The organism is Dethiosulfatibacter sp., assembly GCF_983023055.1.
This window is the reverse complement of record NZ_CEZJXU010000330.1, coordinates 1-2,998: the sequence shown is the minus strand read 5'-3', so window position 1 is coordinate 2,998 and position 2,998 is coordinate 1. Positions and strand designations below refer to the sequence as shown.

Sequence of the window (2,998 nt, the reverse complement as noted above, 5' to 3'; positions counted from 1 at the left end):
ATACTAATGATTCGCTTTGCCATTGGAATCCCTCTGGATTTTATTCCAATGACAACCAAATTCTCAATCCCCTTGTTTCTTTCAATAATTTCATGGGAAATCCTAGTCAACGCTCTTGTTACGGATTTCTCGTCCATTATAAATGCTTTGGTTTTCATAATCTTCCCTCCAATATATTTAACACCTTGCTGAAATCTTTAGGTAATTCAGCATCAAACTCCATGAGTTCTCCTTTTTCAGGATGAACAAATGAAATCTTCTTGGCGTGAAGAAGCTGACCTTTCATTTTAAACTCATTATCTTTTCTGCCGTAAACCTCGTCACCAACTATGGGATGTCCCTTATATGTCATGTGAACCCTTATCTGATGGGTACGTCCGGTTTCAAGAATCAACTCAATATATGTATATTTTCCGTAGCGTCTCAAGACCTTAAACCTAGTAAGAGCATATTTTGAATTCTTATCTGTTACTGCCATTTTTTTCCTATTCCTGGAATCTCTTCCAATGGGCAGTTCTATTATTCCCTCGTCATCTTTAACATTCCCATGAACAAGGGCAACATAAAATCTTCCTGTTTTTCTATCTTTTAGCTCTTCACTCAGGACCTTATGGGACTTGTCATCCTTTGCAACAACAAGGAGTCCTGTAGTATCCTTGTCTATCCTGTGGACTATTCCAGGTCTTATGATACCGTTTATGGAAGATAGATTATCCAGCTTGTACAGCAAAGCATTAACCATAGTACCGTTATAATTTCCCGGTGCAGGATGAACAACCATTCCCCTGGGTTTGTTTACAACGGCTAGACAGTCATCTTCATATACTATTTCAAGGGGTATGTCTTCCGCTTCAACCTTCAACTCTACTGGTTCTGGCACTTCAAATTCTATTTGGTCCCCTTCGCTCAATATGTAATTCTTTTTTCTACACTTCCCGTTTACATAAACGTTGTTGTTTTTTATAAGCTTCTGAAGATAGGATCTTGACATATCCTGGCATGTTTCCTTTAAAAACATGTCAATCCTGACACTTTCACCTTTAAATTCAATTTCCATCTTCATATCTTATCAATCTCGTATCTGTCAAGAATAATCAATAAGGCTAGCAGCAATGTTCCTACAACTACACAAATGTCTGCAAAATTGAATACAGGGAAATCATAAAAACCCCAGAAATTCACATCTATAAAATCCACAACATAGTTGAGCCTTAACCTGTCAACAAGATTTCCCAATGCTCCCGCTATTATAAGGTCAAGGGAAAAATTCGCAACCCTATTGAATCCATTGACCTTTATCCTATAAATGACAACTGCACCAATTACAACAGACGTGATTATAATGAAAAACAACTGTTGATTCTGCAATATTCCAAATGCAGCTCCTCTGTTTTCCACATAATTAAGCTTCAGAAAATTATCTATTAAAATCACTGAATTTGAAAACTTCAGCAATTCCAAAACAAAATATTTGCTTATTTGATCAATGACCGCAAGCAGCAATACAATAATAATATGCATGATGTTCTCCTATAATAATTCTATGGCTTTTAATGTTATTTTGGCACTAATCTCTGCTGCATACTTGTCGAAGTCATTATACTTATCTTCAGCTGCTTCATCTGCATTGTCAGATATGCACCTTATTGCAACATATGGGGTTTTGTAAAGGTGGCATACATGTCCAATGGATGCACTCTCCATGTCAACGCAAAGAGCATTGAATTCAGTCCTTAGTTTTACCTTCAATTCATTTTTGCTTACAAATCTGTCTCCGGACACTATTTTTCCTACATGAACCTTTGCTTCTCCTTCAATAAGGTCGCTGCAAATCTTAATCATGTTTTCATCAGCCTTGAATATTGAAGTATCCATTCTTGGGATTTCCCCTTCCTTGTACCCGAATACAGTAACATCTATATCATATTGTTGAGTTTCATTAGATATTACAATATCTCCAATGGATATGGATTCAGACAGGGAACCTGCTATTCCAGTGTTAATTATTGATGATGCCTTGAAATTGTTAATCAGTATCTGGGTAGAAACAGCAGAATTCACCTTTCCTATACCCGACCTCATGAATACAACTTTCTTTCCTGCATATTCACCACTGTAAATTTTAAAATTCAAACAATCTGTTTCTTTTATATTTTCTATCTTTTTCTTGAGAAGCAATACTTCCTCGTCCATTGCTCCTATAATTCCTATTACCATAATTCCTCCATTAAATATACTTATCTATCTCCAAAACAATATTTCCCTTTTTACTATGTCCTACTATTCCGGATATTTTATACTTACCTTTTCCTCTCAATGACAATACATCTCCTTCTTCAAGTAGTCTGTTTCTGCTGATATCATTGCTCCAGTTTAGCTTTACATTGCCTGATTTTATGAAATCCTGAGCTTTGCTCCTTGACATGGACCCTATGTTTGAAACAACATTGTCCACTCTCATTGAAGAAGTAATTATCCTTGCTTTTTCAAACTTAAGAGAAAGATTTTCTACTATTTTTAATTCCACAGATTCAAAATTCGTACTTATATTCTTTATTCTGTTAAAATTAAGAACAACATGTTTTTCTATTTCTTTTTTTACTATTATATACACATATTCGTCATCAATATATATATCACCTATCTTATTTCTATTAAGTCCTGTCGAGATTAGCGAGCCAAGGATATCCCTGTGAGTTATTGATGTGATTCCTATATGCCCTCTTAATACTGTGAAGAACTCTTTCAACAGCTCATCTTCATCAATATCATATGGAGCTGCAAGAATGGCTTTTCTTTCCGCATTTTTAGAAATACCAGTTATTAAATAACTGGTATCGCTGAAATGATTCAAAACCGATTCCCCAATGCTGATTTCATTGGGGTAAAAAAAGTCTGAATCGTTGATCATGAAGTTGTTTTGTGCGCCCTCTCTAATATCGAGGACTCTTCTGGCAATATGCCTGTCATCCTCTTTAAGGCTTTTTAAGTATGATTC

At 35.5% G+C, this 2,998-nt stretch carries 4 protein-coding genes and 1 pseudogene; all 5 read right to left on the bottom strand.

Annotation, left to right across the window (positions count from 1 at the left end):
* A pseudogene (locus AC3AX0_RS10505) lies at nucleotides 1-158 on the bottom strand (bifunctional pyr operon transcriptional regulator/uracil phosphoribosyltransferase); the annotation flags it as partial.
* Nucleotides 155-1,063: an RluA family pseudouridine synthase gene (locus AC3AX0_RS10500; RefSeq protein WP_487550242.1), complete on the bottom strand. Its 909-nt coding sequence runs from the start codon at nucleotides 1,061-1,063 to the stop codon at nucleotides 155-157. The pseudogene AC3AX0_RS10505 and the gene AC3AX0_RS10500, both read right to left, overlap by 4 nt.
* The gene (lspA, locus tag AC3AX0_RS10495; protein WP_487550241.1) at nucleotides 1,060-1,521 is read right to left on the bottom strand and encodes a signal peptidase II; all 462 of its coding nucleotides are present in this window, start codon (nucleotides 1,519-1,521) and stop codon (nucleotides 1,060-1,062) included. The genes AC3AX0_RS10500 and lspA overlap by 4 nt, the downstream gene beginning before the upstream one ends.
* Nucleotides 1,522-1,530: 9 nt before the next feature.
* Complete coding sequence (locus AC3AX0_RS10490) at nucleotides 1,531-2,217, bottom strand: 5'-methylthioadenosine/adenosylhomocysteine nucleosidase (protein ID WP_487550240.1); 687 nt, start codon at nucleotides 2,215-2,217, stop codon at nucleotides 1,531-1,533.
* A gap of 10 nt (nucleotides 2,218-2,227) precedes the next feature.
* On the bottom strand, nucleotides 2,228-2,998 hold a 771-nt coding region (locus tag AC3AX0_RS10485; RefSeq protein WP_487550239.1), incomplete at its 5' end, for a YlmH/Sll1252 family protein.

Coding starts and splice junctions, on each gene's coding strand:
- AC3AX0_RS10490 (WP_487550240.1), bottom strand. CDS start 2,217: ATGGTAATAGGAATTATAGGAGCAATGGACGAGGAAGTATTGCTTCTC.
- AC3AX0_RS10500 (WP_487550242.1), bottom strand. CDS start 1,063: ATGAAGATGGAAATTGAATTTAAAGGTGAAAGTGTCAGGATTGACATG.
- lspA (WP_487550241.1), bottom strand. CDS start 1,521: ATGCATATTATTATTGTATTGCTGCTTGCGGTCATTGATCAAATAAGC.